Annotated in this window: 9 protein-coding genes and 1 riboswitch; of the genes, 7 read left to right on the top strand and 2 right to left on the bottom strand. The window is 61.3% G+C overall.

Annotation, left to right across the window (positions count from 1 at the left end; genetic code table 11):
• Positions 1 to 2: 2 nt before the first annotated feature.
• A complete protein-coding gene (locus ACWHXD_RS23255; protein ID WP_238344614.1) occupies positions 3 to 5,042 on the bottom strand; it encodes a leucine-rich repeat domain-containing protein in 5,040 nt (1,679 codons plus the stop codon).
• A gap of 301 nt (positions 5,043 to 5,343) precedes the next feature.
• Between ACWHXD_RS23255 and ACWHXD_RS23250 the strand changes: the two genes are divergently transcribed.
• The 7 genes from ACWHXD_RS23250 to astE all read left to right on the top strand — a co-directional run bounded on the left by ACWHXD_RS23250 (position 5,344) and on the right by astE (position 13,172).
• A complete protein-coding gene (locus ACWHXD_RS23250) occupies positions 5,344 to 6,564 on the top strand; it encodes an aspartate aminotransferase family protein (RefSeq protein WP_003193615.1) in 1,221 nt (406 codons plus the stop codon).
• A gap of 212 nt (positions 6,565 to 6,776) precedes the next feature.
• Positions 6,777 to 7,796 (top strand): arginine/ornithine succinyltransferase subunit alpha, encoded by a 1,020-nt coding sequence (gene aruF, locus ACWHXD_RS23245; RefSeq protein WP_003175655.1) that lies wholly within the window; start codon positions 6,777 to 6,779, stop codon positions 7,794 to 7,796.
• 51 nt (positions 7,797 to 7,847) lie between these two features.
• A complete protein-coding gene (gene astA, locus ACWHXD_RS23240) occupies positions 7,848 to 8,873 on the top strand; it encodes an arginine N-succinyltransferase (protein WP_003193612.1) in 1,026 nt (341 codons plus the stop codon).
• The gene (gene astD, locus ACWHXD_RS23235) at positions 8,870 to 10,339 is read left to right on the top strand and encodes a succinylglutamate-semialdehyde dehydrogenase (RefSeq protein ID WP_169918644.1); all 1,470 of its coding nucleotides are present in this window, start codon (positions 8,870 to 8,872) and stop codon (positions 10,337 to 10,339) included. The genes astA and astD overlap by 4 nt, the downstream gene beginning before the upstream one ends.
• 156 nt (positions 10,340 to 10,495) lie before the next feature.
• Complete coding sequence (gene astB / locus ACWHXD_RS23230; RefSeq protein ID WP_138763535.1) at positions 10,496 to 11,842, top strand: N-succinylarginine dihydrolase; 1,347 nt, start codon at positions 10,496 to 10,498, stop codon at positions 11,840 to 11,842.
• Between the two features lie 26 nt (positions 11,843 to 11,868).
• A complete protein-coding gene (locus ACWHXD_RS23225; protein ID WP_003175651.1) occupies positions 11,869 to 12,156 on the top strand; it encodes a hypothetical protein in 288 nt (95 codons plus the stop codon).
• Positions 12,157 to 12,167: 11 nt separating this feature from the next.
• Complete coding sequence (astE, locus tag ACWHXD_RS23220; protein WP_138763536.1) at positions 12,168 to 13,172, top strand: succinylglutamate desuccinylase; 1,005 nt, start codon at positions 12,168 to 12,170, stop codon at positions 13,170 to 13,172.
• A gap of 641 nt (positions 13,173 to 13,813) precedes the next feature.
• On the opposite strand, the gene ACWHXD_RS23215 is transcribed toward astE, so the two are convergent.
• Positions 13,814 to 14,323, bottom strand: a complete 510-nt coding sequence (locus tag ACWHXD_RS23215) for a 6,7-dimethyl-8-ribityllumazine synthase (RefSeq protein WP_003193604.1) — start codon at positions 14,321 to 14,323, stop codon at positions 13,814 to 13,816.
• A 97-nt stretch (positions 14,324 to 14,420) separates the two neighbouring features.
• Positions 14,421 to 14,590, bottom strand: a riboswitch (FMN riboswitch).
• Positions 14,591 to 14,702: the final 112 nt, after the last annotated feature.

Genomic DNA, 14,702 nt, shown 5'->3' with positions numbered 1-14,702 from the left:
GCTCAGGGTTCGTTGTCTGTTTCGGATGAAGTCGGGGAGCTTGAGCCAGAGTCGTCTCGCGCCGGTTGCCTGGCTTGCGCGACGTCGAAATCCACCGCCGTGCGGTTGTAATAGCGACGCAGGATGGCAATCGCCTCGGGTGAGAAGGGGTTGTCGCTCAGATCAAAACCTGCCGCTGCGTCCGGGTCCACTTCAATCAGGTCGGTGGGCAACTCGGTGATACGGTTATCGCTCAGGTTCAGTTGGGTGAGCGATGTCAGGTTGAATGCGCCGCGCGGCACTTCAGTAAGCCCGGCGTTTTCCATCATCAAGGTCTCCAGGCCGGACATGTTGCTGACATCGGGGGGCAGCCCCAGTGGGTTATCGCTCAGGTCCAGGTAGTTCAGGTCGTGCAGGTCGCTCAACGCTGCGACACTTTCGGGGGTCAGCCGCAGTTGGCATTGCGTCAGGCTGAGTGTATTGAGCTTGGGCAGCTTGAACACGGCAGCGGGAATGTCTTTGAGGACATAGCGGTCAATCAGCAGGCTCTCCAGGTTGGGGAAGCGTTCCAGAAAACCTTCGGGTATCGAGGTAGTTTCTTGCGCTCTCAGTTCCAGCTTGGAAACGTGCTCGAAATCCACATTCAGTTTCGGCAGGTCGCCCAACAGTGGCAACGTCAGGACCATTTGATGGGTTTGGGCCAGCGTGTCATGACTGAAGTCCAGGTCGCTCTCGCGTCGCCAGACTTGCTCCAGCACGCCTTTGATTTCCCCGCGCATGAGCTGCTGCTGTGCGCGAACCTGTTCATCCATGGGCAGGTCCGTGAACGGATAGCGCGCGGGCACATCCGCTACCCATTCTTGCAGGTCGGCCTGCAGGCGTTCGTAGTCGGCCTTGAGGCGCACCAGTATCGCCATTGAATCGTCCAGCCCACCTGGCAACCTGAAGATAAATTGATTGGCCTCGTAGGCACTGTAGGTCGGGTAAAGCGCTTGGGCCAGGCGCACCTCGGCTGGGTTGGCGTCGGCGCCAAAGTGTTGCCCGGTGTTCTGGCAGTAGGTTTTTATCCGTTCAAGCGTCGTGCGTGAGAGGGGGTTGCCGGAAAGGTCGAAGGCCCTGGCGGCGTCGACGGGCAGGGAAAACAGGGCGTCGGGCAGTCTGCGCAGGAGATTATTGCTGAGGTTGGCGCTGACCAGCCGAGGTCGACTGAGCAGGCCGGAGGGGAAGACGGAAATCCCGCAGCGCGCAAGGTTGAGCGTACGCAGGTTGGCCATGTTTTCCAGATTGGGCGCCAGCGCCAGCGGGTTGTTGGACAGGTCCAGGGTGTGCAGCTCGGCCAGGTTGGCCAGGGCTGTACGGCTTGGGGTGGTGAGGTTGAGTTCGCAATTGCGCAATACCAGTGCATTGAGGCGAGTTAATGCGCTGACCTCCTCGGGCAGTGTTCTGAGGGCGATGTCGCTGATAGCCAGCCGGCGTAGCCCGGGAAAGCGCCCCAGGAAGGCCGGCGTGCCACGGGTGGTCAGGTAGCCCAGCAACTCCAGGCTGGTGATGTGCCCGAAGCTGGCCTCCAGTGTCGGCAGTTCGCCGTAAATGGGTTGGTTGAGTTGCAACAGATGCCCGTTATCAAACGCGGCGTCCCGGGGTGTGTCGTGGCGCCAGGCGCTGATCAGCCGTTGCGCCCAGAGCCGACGATTCTGCTGTTCAGAAGCAATTCGCCAGCGGCTCAGGGGTAGGTCAGTGCCCACAAGGGTTTGTGGCACGTTCTGCTGCCAGGCTCTGAGGCTGGCGTCCAACTGCGAGAACTCGTTCTTCAGGAATTGAAGGGTACCCAATGGCGTACCGGGGTCGTTGTGCATGGCAGCGAGTACGGCGGTCAGCTCGTTGGGGCTCAGTTGCGGGTACAACTCGTGCAGCCGCGCCTCAAGCGAGACAGCGCCGCTGCTGCTACCGGCAGTGGATGGGCTGGCATCGTAACCTTCCATGCCGCCGGGCAGGCGCATCAGGGTGGGGTCGTAGGAGGGTTTGAGCAGCGGCACTTCGGCCAGCAGAGGGCCAAGCTCGTCACGTGCCAGCGCATGTTGGCGCAGGGTTTCTCGCAGGTGCGGGCCTTGGCCGATCTGCATATTCAGCGCGTCGCGCTGCGCATCGGGCAATGCCTGGAGCACGGCGGTGTAGAAGTCGGTTTCGCCAAGCAGGGTGCCCTTGCTGTCTTCGGGAATGTAGTCGCCTTCGATGGTGCGCACCAACAGGCGTCGAATGGGCGCCTGGGCAGGGCCGATGGCGTCGTGCAGTTGGCCGTCGCGCTTGAAGTCGCGCACTTCCAGGCGCACCTGGGGCGACCAGCCCGGCAGTTTTTCCAGGGAGTGCAGGGCGAGTCGGTGGGTGTCGCCGCTCTCCAGCGCGCTCATGTACAAGCCTTCATACGCCCGGCTGATTCGAACCTGGTGGGCCGCCCAGCGTGCACGTTCGACCAGGTGCGAAGGCAGTGTGCCCTGGTCGATGTCGAGCAGATCCTGGCCGCTGGCACTGCGCAGCACTTCCTCGGCCGCGCTGACCGGCAGGCCTGGCGTGCTGTCGATGACCTTCTGAACGCGCGCATCGGTGGTCAGCTCCAGGCCTCGGTAGCGTGAGTCGAACATCGAAGCGCGTTTATCCGCGGCTCTGCGTGCCAGCTGTTTGCGCAGCTTGGCGGCGCGCACATGCAATTGGGTGGTGGGGGTGCCAAAGTCTTCTTCCAGCAACGTCTTGCGCTCTGGCTCGTCGAGGGTTTCCAGCAGGGTCTTGAGCAGGTCGCCGTTGTTCATCTGCGCTTCATGGATTTGCGCCACTGCCGCGTTTTCTCGGCCAGGGTGTTCCCATACCGTTTCGCCTTTGGCGTTTAGAAAACGCAGGGTCTTGGTTTCGGGCCACAGGCCGGTCTGGCTGAGCAGCCAGAGTTGGGTCTGCGTGTCGGCTTTTCGATAAACCTGCGGGTCGTCGCTGTTCATCTGGTCGATGAAGTCTTGCAGGTGCTGGTCGATGTGAATGCGCTTGAGGCTGTCGGCCAGCAACGGCGGTGGCGGCTGGCGGTCCATGTAGAGTTTGCGCAGGGCGCCATCGTCGGTGCTGCTGATGCGCTGTGCCTGTTCCAGGCCGGTTTCGCTGAGGCTCTCGGCGGGCGGGCCGAGGCGGCGCAGCAAGGTGCTGCGGTCCCAGGTCAGCGGGCGATCCAGTGGGGTCAACCAGGCACCCTTGCCATTACCGATAATGGGCGGTTGGTAGGCATGCATGTGGCTTGGGTGCACCAGCACGGTGTTGTCCGCTTGTTGCTTGACGGCGAAGTGTTGCCCATCGAGGGGCAGGATCTGTTTGTCCCCGTAGGTATGCAATCCATCGGCCTGGGGGCGTGAGGCGGCGGGCAACTGAAGGTCGTGGGTGTAGGGGCTCAGGTCCGGGTTCCACAGGCGCGTTTTGCCGTCGTGCGAGGTGACCGGGTGCAGGCGCTCGAAAAACGCCCAGACTTCCCGAGGCAGTGCCTGGCGTAGCAGCCCTTCGGCAATCGGTGCGCCGACCGCGAACATACCCAATTGCACCATTTGCTCCAGGATCGACATCAGGTGCCCGAACGCCTGTCGCTTGAGGCCTTCAGCCCAGTCGATGATGCCTTCGAACACGTCGTCGAGCAGTTGATAGGCGGTGTAGCCAAGCATCAGCAGGCCCAGGGGGGGAATGAACGGCGTGGCGATGAAGGCGACGATTTCGAGCAGGGTTTTGCCGATTTTTGCCACGACGTCCCAACGTTGCCAGCGTGCCTTGCTGTCGGCGTCTGCGGTGGACACGGCAATATTGCGCGCGTCATTGAGCAGCCTGTTGAGTTTGCTTTCGTAGAGGTGTTCGTACAGCTCGCCCGTGATTTTGGTCGCGTGCAATTGCAGCTTGGGGTTGGCCACCGGTTCAGCTCGCCAGGTCGGCCTGGGGTCGCCAGGGATGGGGGAGTGCCAGGTTATCTGGGACAAGCGGTTATTGAGGTTGGCAAAGAAGTAGGCGCGGTGTTCGTGGCTGATAAAGCGGCTGAAGAACGCTTGGTAATCGGCGTCGCGCAATTTGCGGGTCAGGTCTTGAATGAAGGCAATGCCGTCGCGGTAATACTTGAGCGGTGCCTGCGGATCGCCGGGGATGTACGCCACCACGGGCACTGCGCTGTGGTGCAGTTCCAGGTCGGCGGCGAACAGCACAATGCCGGCCAGCGGCGCGTCCATCAGGCTCAGGTCGTGGCTGAGCAGGGTCTTGCCTTCCAGTGTCAGGCTGCTGATGCCTTTGAGCTGGGCCTGGAGCGTGCGCAGTACGGCTTCGCTGCCGTCCTTTTTCAGGCGCGCCAGGTGCACGGCGGCTTGTGCCTCGGCCTTCAGGCTTTCGATGACGGTACTGCGCAGCGCGCTCTTGCGGGTGGCGTCCTGGAAACCGAAAAATGTCTTGAGGTAGGCCTGGTATTGCGTGCCGATGTCCAGTTCACGGCAGAGCCGGATGAAGGCCTGGATGCTGACTTTGCTGTTTACTGAGGGCAGGGTGTCGAATTGCCCGGTGGCAGAGGGTTGGGTGATGAAGCTGGAGTCTGCGGTGTAGGCCGCTTTCTTGCTTTCTGCTGCATCAAAGTTGTGCAGCGCGGCATCCACCAGCGACACGGTCCAGGCTTTGACGCCGCCGGTTTCTATGGGGAACAGGGGGATCGTCAGGGGCGCATACAGGCGCAGATGGGTGGTGCTGACATCGATGTCCACGCCCCAGCGGGTCTTGAGCGCCTGTTGCAAAAGCGGTGCGGCGAAGGCCTGCGGTGTCTTGAGGTCGGCCAGTGCCGCGTCTACTTTGCTTTGCGCGGTCCAACTCTGCTCCACCGCCTGCTTGAGGGGCGCGTGTTGCTGGCGGCTGGCGTCGGCCTGCCAGTCGGCGACATCCAGTGGCGCAGTTTTCAACGCTTGGCGCTTGTCATCCGAGGCGTTTGCCAGCCAGGCCGGCAGGCGTGTGTGAAACCCGGCAGGCACATGGGTGGCGGCGACTGCGAGGCGTTGGCTGATTGTCGTGGGCACGGGGCTGATCCTTCAGTGGGGGTGAGTCACTGTCATCACAGCAAGCCTGATGGGTTCATGGGCAGCAGATAGTTAAGGCATTAGGCGAAAATCAGCGGGCCGTGCCTCTGCCTCTCACTGAACGCAGCGTTTACACTGCGCCATTGCGATGCAATATGTCGCATTGCCGTAAACCCGCGTAAAACCGGGGTTGGCGCTATAAGAAGTTGTCGCTTGGCGACAAGGTGGCGCTGAAAACTGTCCTTACAATCCCTGCATCGCCCGCCAGTTCCAGGCAGGCGTTCCTCTTCAGGAGACTCCGATGTCCGTTGAGCAAGCCCCGGTGCAACGTGCCGATTTCGACCAAGTGATGGTGCCCAACTACGCACCTGCTGCCTTCATCCCCGTACGTGGCGCAGGTTCGCGCGTGTGGGACCAGGCCGGTCGCGAGCTGATCGACTTTGCCGGCGGCATCGCGGTCAACGTATTGGGCCATGCGCACCCGGCGCTGGTCGGTGCACTGACCGAACAGGCCAACACGCTGTGGCATGTCTCCAACGTGTTCACCAACGAGCCGGCCTTGCGTCTGGCCCACAAGCTGATCGATGCCACCTTTGCCGAGCGCGTGTTCTTCTGCAACTCCGGCGCCGAAGCCAACGAGGCCGCCTTCAAGCTGGCCCGTCGCGTGGCGTTCGACCGTTTTGGCAGCGAGAAGTACGAGATCATCGCCGCGCTGAACAGCTTCCACGGCCGTACCCTGTTCACCGTCAACGTCGGTGGCCAGTCGAAGTACTCCGATGGTTTCGGGCCTAAAATCACCGGCATCACCCACGTTCCTTATAACGACCTGGCTGCGCTGAAAGCGGCGGTGACCGATAAGACCTGCGCCGTGGTGCTGGAACCGATCCAGGGCGAAGGCGGTGTACTGCCGGCCGAGCTGGCTTACCTGCAAGGCGCTCGCGAGCTGTGCGACGCTCACGACGCACTGCTGGTATTTGACGAAGTGCAAACCGGCATGGGCCGCACCGGCCACCTGTTTGCCTACCAGCATTACGGCGTGACGCCCGACATCCTCACCAGTGCCAAGAGCCTGGGCGGCGGTTTCCCGATTGCGGCGATGCTCACCCGTGAAGACTTGGCCAAGCACCTGGTGGTCGGCACCCACGGCACCACCTACGGCGGCAACCCGCTGGCGTGCGCGGTAGCGGAAGCGGTGATCGACGTGATCAACACCCCAGAAGTGCTGGCGGGTGTGAATGCCAAGCACGACCTGTTCAAGGCGCGCCTGGAGCAGATCGGCAAGCAGTACGGCATCTTCACTCAGGTTCGCGGCATGGGCCTGCTGATCGGTTGCGTGTTGAGCGATGCGTTCAAAGGCAAGGCCAAGGACGTGTTCAACGCGGCCGAAAAAGAAAACTTGATGATCCTGCAAGCCGGCCCCGACGTGGTGCGTTTTGCGCCGAGCCTGGTGGTGGAAGAGGCGGACATCAATGAAGGCCTGGATCGTTTTGAGCGTGCTGTGAAGACGTTGACGCAAGCCTGATAGCGACACATTTTATTGGCCGGACCTGAACAAATGTGGGAGCTGGCTTGCCTGCGATAGCATCACCTCGGTGCCGTTGATAGACCGAGTTGTCTGTATCGCAGGCAAGCCAGCTCCCACATGGATCTGCTTACACATTGAGACCGATGTGTATCCGGAGCCCGTGTCCGGTATTTTTTCCTCTGTGAGTTTTCGAGTTAAGGAGTGACACCATGCTGGTGATGCGCCCCGCGCAAATGGCTGATCTGGGCGAGGTACAGCGTCTGGCTGCGGACAGCCCGATTGGTGTCACCTCCTTGCCGGATGATGTGGAACGCCTGAGCGACAAGATCGCGGCCAGCGAAGCGTCCTTCGCCGCCGAGGTAAGTTTCAACGGTGAAGAGAGCTATTTCTTCGTGCTGGAAGACACCGAGACCGGCAAGCTTGCCGGCTGCTCGGCCATCGTGGCCTCGGCCGGTTACTCCGAGCCGTTCTATAGCTTCCGTAACGAGACCTTCGTGCACGCCTCCCGCGAGCTGAAGATCCACAACAAGATCCACGTGCTTTCCCAGTGCCACGACCTTACCGGCAACAGCCTGCTCACCAGCTTCTATGTGGTGCCGGAGCTGGTCGGTTCGCCGTGGTCGGAACTCAACTCCCGTGGCCGTCTGCTGTTTGTTGCCAGCCATCCCGAGCGCTTTGCCGACTCGGTGGTGACCGAGATTGTCGGCTACAGCGACGAGAACGGTGACTCGCCGTTCTGGGATGCCATCGGCCGCAACTTCTTCGACCTCAACTACGCCGCCGCCGAGCGCCTGTGCGGGCTGAAAAGCCGTACCTTCCTCGCTGAGCTGATGCCGCATTACCCGATCTACGTGCCGCTGCTGCCGGACGAAGCGCAAGAGGCCATGGGCCAGGTGCACCCGCGTGCGCAAATCACCTTCGACATCCTGATGCGTGAAGGCTTTGAGACTGACCATTACATCGACATCTTCGACGGTGGCCCGACGTTGCACGCACGGGTCTCGGGCATTCGCTCGATCGCTCAGAGCCGCGTGGTGCCGGTGAAGATCGGCGAGATGGTCAAGGGTGTTGGCCGCCAGTACCTGGTGAGCAACGCGCAGTTGCAGGATTACCGTGCGGTGATGCTGGAACTGGACTACGCGCCCGGCAAACCGGTGACCCTGGACCTGGCGGCCGCCGAAGCGCTGGGTGTTGGCGAAGGCGCCAGCGTGCGCCTGGTTGCGGTTTAAAAAGAGAGTTTCGCGGGTGGCTGACAACAGCGGCCCGTTCGAGGAGATAGCATGATCGTTCGTCCCGTACGCAGCAGCGATTTACCGGCCCTGATTGATCTGGCGCGCAGCACTGGCACCGGCCTTACCACCTTGCCGGCCAACGAAGAGCGCCTGACCCACCGGGTGGGCTGGGCGGAAAAAACCTTTCGCGGCGAAGCCGGGCGCGGCGATGCCGACTACCTGTTCGTGCTGGAAAACGATGAAGGCCGTGTGGTGGGGATTTCCGCCATCGCTGGCGCCGTCGGCCTGCGCGAGCCGTGGTACAACTTCCGGGTGGGGCTGACCGTCAGCGCGTCCCAGGAGCTGAATATCTACCGTGAGATTCCGACGCTGTTCCTGGCTAACGACCTCACTGGTAATTCCGAATTGTGCTCGTTGTTTTTGCATGCCGATTACCGCAACGGCCTTAACGGTCGCATGCTGGCCAAGGCGCGCATGTTGTTTATCGCCGAGTTCCCGCAACTGTTTGGTAACAAGATCATTGCCGAGATGCGCGGTGTGTCCAACGACGCCGGGCGTTCGCCGTTCTGGGAAAGCCTGGGCCGGCACTTCTTCAAGATGGAGTTCAGCCAGGCCGACTACCTCACCGGCGTGGGCAACAAAGCGTTTATCGCTGAGCTGATGCCCAAGTTTCCGCTGTATAGCTGCTTTCTCTCCGAAGACGCACGCAATGTGATCGGCAAGGTCCACCCGGACACCGAGCCAGCCTTAAGCATGCTCAAGAGCGAAGGCTTCAGCTACCAGGGCTATGTGGATATTTTCGACGCAGGCCCGGCGGTGGAATGTGAAACCAGCAAGATTCGTGCGGTGCGCGACAGCCAGTCACTGGTGTTGGCCATCGGCACACCGGGGGACGACGCCACGCCGTTCCTGATTCATAACCGCAAGCGCGAGGAGTGCCGTATCACCGCCGCTCCGGCCCGGCTGGCGGCAGGCACCCTGGTGGTCGATCCGCAGACCGCCAAGCGCCTGCAACTGGTGGTGGGTGATCAAGTGCGTGCTGTTGCGTTGTCTGCTGCTCGGGAGTCGAAATAATGAATTCGCTGTATATCGCAGGTAGCTGGCTGGCTGGCCAGGGTGAACTGTTTGAATCGCGCAACCCGGTGACCCAGCAAGTGCTGTGGGCCGGCAATGGCGCCAGCGCTGAACAGGTCGAATCCGCCGTGCAGGCTGCGCGCCAGGCATTCCCGGCGTGGGCCAAGCGCTCGCTCGAAGAGCGCATCAGCGTGCTGGAAACCTTCGCCGCCACGCTCAAAAGCCGTGCCGATGAAATCGCCCGCTGCATTGGCGAAGAAACCGGCAAGCCGCTGTGGGAATCAGCCACCGAAGTCACCAGCATGGCCAACAAGATTGCGATCTCGGTGCAAAGCTACCGCGAGCGTACCGGCGAGAAGAGCGGCCCCCTGGGCGACGCCACCGCTGTGTTGCGCCACAAACCCCACGGTGTGGTAGCGGTGTTCGGTCCTTATAACTTCCCTGGGCACTTGCCGAATGGGCACATCGTTCCGGCGTTGCTGGCCGGTAATACCGTGCTGTTCAAGCCGAGCGAGCTGACCCCCAAGGTCGCCGAGCTGACCGTACAGTGCTGGATCGAAGCCGGTTTGCCGGCGGGCGTGCTGAACCTGCTGCAAGGCGCGCGGGAAACCGGCATCGCCCTGGCGGCCAACCCAGGCATCGACGGCCTGTTCTTCACCGGCTCCAGCCGCACCGGCAACCACTTGCACCAGCAGTTCTCCGGGCGCCCGGACAAGATCCTGGCCCTGGAAATGGGCGGTAATAACCCGCTGGTCGTGGACGAAGTCGCCGACGTGGATGCGGCGGTGTACACCATCATTCAGTCGGCGTTTATCTCGGCAGGCCAGCGTTGCACCTGTGCCCGCCGCTTGCTGGTGCCTGAAGGTGCCTGGGGCGATGCCTTGCTGGCGCGCCTGGTGGCGGTGAGTGCGAGCATTGAAGTCGGTGCTTTCGACCAGCAACCGGCGCCGTTCATGGGCTCGGTGATTTCACTTGCTGCGGCCAAAGCGCTGATGCAAGCCCAGGAACTGATGTTGGCCAATGGCGCCGTGGCGCTGCTGGAGATGACCCAACCTCAGGCTCAGGCCGCGTTGCTGACCCCTGGCATCATCGACGTGACCGCTGTGACGGAACGTGAAGACGAAGAGCTGTTTGGCCCGCTGCTGCAGGTGATCCGCTACGCGGATTTTGCCGGTGCCATCGCCGAGGCCAACAACACCCAATACGGCCTGGCCGCTGGCCTGTTGTCGGATTCCGAAGCGCGTTACCAGCAGTTCTGGCTGGAAAGCCGCGCCGGTATCGTCAACTGGAACAAACAGTTGACCGGCGCCGCCAGTACCGCACCGTTCGGTGGTGTCGGGGCGTCGGGCAATCATCGCGCCAGCGCCTATTACGCGGCGGATTATTGCGCGTACCCGGTGGCGTCGCTGGAGACGCCGAGCCTGATAGTCCCGGCAACGCTCACGCCAGGTATAACGCTGATCTAAATGTGGGAGCGGGCTTGCTCGCGAAAGCGGTGGTTCAGTCACTTCAAATGTTGAATGACATACTGCATTCGCGAGCAAGCCCGCTCCCACAATGGATCTGTGGTGTATTCAAGTGATTTGATGCCTATAAAAACAGATGTTCGTGGAGCCTCGCCGATGAAATCCTGTGAAGTCAATTTTGACGGTCTAGTGGGGCCGACCCATAACTACGGCGGTTTGTCCTTCGGCAACGTCGCGTCCCAAAGCAACAGCCAGCAGTCTTCCAACCCGAAGGAAGCGGCGTTGCAGGGCCTGCAGAAAATGAAAGCCTTGATGGACATGGGCTTTGTGCAAGGTGTGTTGGCGCCCCAGGAACGCCCGGATGTGGCCGCCTTGCGCAGCTTGGGTTTCAGCGGCACCGACGCCCAGGTGATTGAGCACGCCGCCAAGCAGGCCATGCCTTTGCTGGTAGCGAGCTGCTCGGCTTCCAGCATGTGGGTAGCCAACGCCGCCACCGTCAGCCCAAGCGCCGATACCGCAGATGGCCGCGTGCATTTCACTGCCGCCAACCTCAATTGCAAATACCACCGCAGCATCGAACACCCCACCACCAGCCGTGTGCTGGGGGCGATGTTCGCCGATGGCAAGCACTTCGCTCACCACGTCGCCTTGCCGGCCGTCGCGCAGTTTGGCGATGAAGGCGCGGCCAACCACACGCGTTTCTGCCGTGAGTACGGTGAGGCGGGTGTCGAGTTTTTCGTGTTCGGCCGTAGTGCCTTCGATCCCCGTTACCCAGCCCCGCAGAAGTACCCGGCGCGCCAGACCCTGGAAGCCTCCCAGGCCGTTGCGCGCCTGCATGGCTTGAAGGATGGCGGCGTGGTGTACGCCCAGCAGAACCCGGCGGTGATCGATGCCGGTGTGTTCCACAACGATGTGATCGCGGTGGGCAACGGCGAAGTGCTGTTCTATCACGAGGATGCGTTCCTCAACACTGAACAGATGCTCGCCGAACTGCACGGCAAGTTGGGCAAGCTGGGCGGCAATTTCCAGTCGGTGTGTGTGCCTCGCGCGTTGGTCAGTGTCGAGGACGCGGTGCGTTCCTACCTGTTCAACAGCCAGTTGCTGACTCGGCCTGACGGCTCGATGCTGCTGATCGTGCCGGAAGAGTGCCGCGCCAATGAGCGCGTGTGGCAGTACCTGCAAGGCCTGACCGCTTCCGGCGGGCTGATTCGCGAGGTCAAGGTCTTCGACCTCAAGCAAAGCATGCAGAATGGCGGTGGGCCGGCGTGCCTGCGCCTGCGTGTGGCGTTGAACGAAACCGAGCTGGCGGCCGTGAACCCAGGGGTTATCATGACCGCGCCGTTGTACGAAACCCTGACCCAGTGGGTGGGCAAGCACTACCGCGACAGCCTGCGCGAAACCGACCTGGCTGACCCGCAGTTACTGCTTGAGTGCCGGACGGCACTGGATGAACTGACGCAAATCCTTAAACTGGGCTCGGTTTATCCTTTCCAGATCAATTAATGCCACACGGCTGAGATATTTTATTTATGACCGACACCCTGAAACTCATCCTTGAAGACACCGACGGCACCCAGCTGGAAACCTCCTGCACCCGCGTCGCCGTGGTCTGGCAGGGCAAGGAGATCTGGATCCAGCACGATGGCCGCGGCCAACTGCTGATTGGCGTGGACGTAGAAGAAGGCGACGCCGAGTACGCCAACCTGCTGATGCGCCCATTGGCCACCAACCTGATGAGCCTGCAACTGGAAATGGAACCGGCCGACGTTGAAGGTGACGACGACGATCACGTCCACGGCCCAGGCTGCAACCACTAAGGAAGCTGCTTATGCTCGCCCTCGGCAAACTGCTTGAACTGACCCTCGCCGGTCGTGAACCGGCGCAAAAAATTCAACTGACTGTCGACGGCGTGCAGATGCGCTGGCTCAGCGAAGGCGCGCTTGAAGTGCGTCCTCCTGAAGCTTTGGACAACGGCAGCGACCTGCTGCTGTCGTCCGGCATCCATGGCAACGAAACCGCGCCGATCGAACTGCTCGACCGCCTGTTGCATGGAATTGCCCGCGGGGAGATCAAACCCCGCACCCGTATTCTGTTCCTGTTCGGGAATACCGAGGCCATGCGCCGCGGTGAGCGTTACCTCGAACTGGACGTCAACCGGCTGTTCAACGGCCGTCATGAACAAAACATCGGCCCCGAAGCCATGCGCGCCGCCGAGCTTGAGCAATTGGCCCGCAGCTTTTTCAGCCTGCCTGGCCGCTCGCGCCTGCATTACGACCTGCATACCGCGATTCGTGGTTCGAAAATCGAGCAGTTCGCGTTGTACCCGTGGAAGGAAGACCGACAGCATTCGCGCCGTGAGCTGGAGCGCTTGAACGCTGCCGGCATGCAGGCGGTGCTGTTGCAGAATAAAACCTCGATTACCTTCACCGCGTTTACCTACGAGCAACTCGGCGCCGAGGCGTTCACCCTGGAGTTGGGCAAGGCGCGCCCGTTCGGGCAGAACGACGGTGTGGACGTGTCGCGCCTGGAAGCGCGTCTGAAGCAGATCATCGAGGGCAACGAGCCTGAGACCGATAGCCTCGACGGCCTGCAACTCTTCGCCGTTGCGCGAGAAGTGATCAAGCACAGCGACGCCTTCCTGATGCACCTGCCCGCAGATGTGGAAAACTTTTCGGAATTGGAAAAGGGCTACCTGCTGGCCGAAGACGTGGCCAAGACCCGCTGGGTGATCGAGGAGGAGGGCGCCCGCATCATCTTCCCCAACCCTAAGGTGAAGAACGGCTTGCGCGCCGGGATACTGATCGTGCCAACCACGGATGCTGGCCTGGCGTAGATCTCAAGGCCTGACCCGATGTAAATGTGGTGCGATATGTAAATGTGGTGCGATAGCCATAGGTATCTACACAATTGTGGTGCTGAACCTGTGGCGAGGGAGCTTGCTCCCGTGACGGCCTAACAGCCGGCGTCGATCTCACTAACGCGCCGCGATTCAAATGTGGGAGCGGGCTTGCTCGCGAAGGCGGCCTGGCAGCCGACACAGTTGGATTGTGTACATATCCATTCCTGCGGTAACGGCCACCTAGGGTTCCGCCCTGACGGCGGCTCACTTTCGAAAAGCGCGAAAGTAAGCAAAGCGCTCTTGCCCCACCACTCGGCACCTCGCCTAGGCTCGGTGTACCCGTAATCCGCCAGTGATTTGGGGGGGCGCCGCCACGCGCCATCCATGGCGCGGGGCGGCTAAACCGGCATCCCTGCCGGTTTACCCCCCAAATCCCTGTCGAATTCCGGCCAGCGTGGTTTAACGGGGCGCCTGAGATCAAAAGCAGATCAAGATCAAGAGCGACTCGCTTCGCATCGTGGTTACCGTCTGCTGCTAAAGCCCACAGAGTTATGTAGATACCTATGCTGCGATAGCATCACCTGGGTATCACTGATACACCCAGGTGTCTGCATCGCAGGCAAGCCACACTGGGTTTAGACCGCTACCGCACGTGGCTCGCTACGACGGATCGCACGCACCTTGTGCAGCGTATCGGCGCAGGTGCGCGCCGCTTCCTGGCCCTTGTGCACGAAGTGCTCGTAGAAGAATGTGGTGTGCTCGCTGCCGGCATGGAAGTGGTGCGGCGTCAGGGACACCGAGAACACCGGCACTTCAGTTTCCAACTGCACCTGCATCAGGCCGCTGACCACCGATTGCGCGACGAATTCGTGGCGGTAGATGCCACCGTCCACCACCAGCGCGGCAGCGACGATGCCGGCGTAACGGCCGGTCTTGGCCAGCAGCTTGGCGTGCAGGGGCATTTCAAAGGCGCCGCCGACTTCGAAGAAGTCGATGTCCGATTCCTGATAACCCTGGGCGATCATTTCGGCGAGGAAGCCTTTGCGCGATTGGTCGACAATATCCTTGTGCCAGCAGGCCTGGATAAACGCGACGCGCTCGCCGTGATGGTTTTTGCTTTTGCTGTCAATTGCGGTGGGTTGCATGTTCTGACTCCTGTTTAAGAAAAAAACAGGGCGTTATGAATCGAATGGGATTTAAGGGTACGCATGCGCAAACAGGCGCGCGGCCCTTAGGTGCCAATCCCGTTCTCTCTTCATCCGGACTATGACCGTCGGCCCCGGGATCACACCGGGTCTGCTGACCTCGTCGCCGTCCTGCCTGAGCAGTTCAAGGCGCCAAGCGCTCGCGGGCTATGCACATTGCGTGCAATTACCGCCGGTGGGGAATTGCACCCCGCCCTGAGAACGTTGCCGCCAGAACCCTGGCGGCGCAGAGTTTTTAACATGGTTTTTCAAAAACTGCACGGTTGCCGTCTCGATAACTTATATCGGTTTGTTTGGTTGGTATTCGATTGAATGTAAT

It is taken from the genome of Pseudomonas fjordensis (genome assembly GCF_976987115.1).
This window is presented reverse-complemented; position numbering and strand designations above follow the sequence as displayed.

Coding starts and splice junctions, on each gene's coding strand:
- astE (WP_138763536.1), top strand. CDS start 12,168: ATGCTCGCCCTCGGCAAACTGCTTGAACTGACCCTCGCCGGTCGTGAA.
- aruF (WP_003175655.1), top strand. CDS start 6,777: ATGCTGGTGATGCGCCCCGCGCAAATGGCTGATCTGGGCGAGGTACAG.
- ACWHXD_RS23225 (WP_003175651.1), top strand. CDS start 11,869: ATGACCGACACCCTGAAACTCATCCTTGAAGACACCGACGGCACCCAG.
- ACWHXD_RS23250 (WP_003193615.1), top strand. CDS start 5,344: ATGTCCGTTGAGCAAGCCCCGGTGCAACGTGCCGATTTCGACCAAGTG.
- ACWHXD_RS23215 (WP_003193604.1), bottom strand. CDS start 14,323: ATGCAACCCACCGCAATTGACAGCAAAAGCAAAAACCATCACGGCGAG.
- astA (WP_003193612.1), top strand. CDS start 7,848: ATGATCGTTCGTCCCGTACGCAGCAGCGATTTACCGGCCCTGATTGAT.
- astB (WP_138763535.1), top strand. CDS start 10,496: ATGAAATCCTGTGAAGTCAATTTTGACGGTCTAGTGGGGCCGACCCAT.